This window comes from Gemmata algarum (genome assembly GCF_034097035.1).
In the GTDB taxonomy this organism is placed as follows: domain Bacteria; phylum Planctomycetota; class Planctomycetia; order Gemmatales; family Gemmataceae; genus Gemmata; species Gemmata algarum.
Map to the genome: position 1 here is coordinate 1 of NZ_JAXBLV010000093.1, position 1,229 is coordinate 1,229.

Sequence of the window (1,229 nt, forward strand, 5' to 3'; positions counted from 1 at the left end):
CAGGGCTGCGCACGGATTGGGGTTGGGTAGCGTGCGTGGTGTGGGTATGGGTGCGGCTCCTGATATTGGAGCCGCGTATGAGCCGGTCGCTGGTCGAACGGTTGGCCGAGTTACCCGATCCGCGAAGCCGTCACGGTCGCCAGTACCCGCTGGTGGGGCTGTTGACCCTGTGCCTGGTGGCGATGCTGGCGGGCCACACCACCCCGACGGCGATCGCCCAGTTCGGGCGCCTGCGTCAGAAGCGGTTGGGGCATGCGTTGGGGTTCAAGAACGGCAACATGCCGTGTGCCAACACGATCACCGGGCTGTTGCAGAAGTTGGACCCGGACCACTTGGACCGGATCATCGGGGACTGGTTGGGGGACCGGCACCCGGACGGGTGTGAGCACATCGCATTGGACGGCAAGCGGTTGTGCGGGTCCCGGGACGCCGACGTGGCGGGCACCCACCTGCTGGCGGCGTACGCCCCGCACGCCGCCGCGGTGATCGCCCAAATGACGGTCGAGGCCAGCACCAACGAGCACAAGGCGGCGCTGCGGTTGCGGGGCGTGCTGCCCCCGCTGGGCGGGACCGTGGTCACCGGGGACGCGATCTTTACCCAGCCGGACGTGTGCGCCGCGGTGCAACAGCGGGGTGGGGACTACATCTTGTACGCCAAGAGCAACCAAGGCACCTTGCGGGCCGACCTGGAAGCCGCGTTCGCCACCGCCGCGGGGGGCGATTTTTCCCCCCGCGTTGCAGCGCCAGTGGGATCCGGACGCGGGCACCGCATGTGAGCTGAGCAAGGGGCACGGGCGGGTCGAGCGGCGGTCCATTGTGACCACCACGTGGCTCAACGAGTACCTGACCCGGTGGCCCGGTGTGCAGCAGGCATTCCGGTTGGAGCGGCGGCGGCAGATGAACCGGAAGGAGACGGTGGAGGTGGTGTACGGGATCACCAGCCTCAGCTCGGTGGCCGCGCCCCCGGAGGTGCTGCTCGGATATACTCGGGCGCACTGGGGCATCGAGGCCCTGCACCACATCCGCGACGTGACATTGGGCGAGGACCGGTGTCGGGTGCGCCGCGGCGCGGCCCCGCGGGTCCTGGCGAGCCTGCGGAACGTCGTCGCGTACCTGCTACGACGAACCGGGCACCCCAGCGTACCCGCCGCCATCCGCCATATGGTTGCTCAAACCGAATCCGCACTCGCCTTACTCAAACTGCCAACTTCAAACTCTGAGTAGCCCTG

General features: G+C 68.3%; 2 protein-coding genes. Both read left to right on the forward strand.

Annotation, left to right across the window (positions count from 1 at the left end; genetic code table 11):
* Positions 1-776: ISAs1 family transposase (locus R5W23_RS08735; RefSeq protein WP_320686003.1), on the forward strand; the 776-nt coding region annotated here is incomplete at its 5' end.
* Between the two features lie 40 nt (positions 777-816).
* Positions 817-1,224 carry a hypothetical protein gene (locus R5W23_RS08740; RefSeq protein ID WP_320686004.1) on the forward strand — a complete coding sequence of 136 codons (408 nt, stop codon included), beginning with the start codon at positions 817-819 and terminating at the stop codon, positions 1,222-1,224.
* The last annotated feature ends 5 nt before the right edge of the window (positions 1,225-1,229 follow it).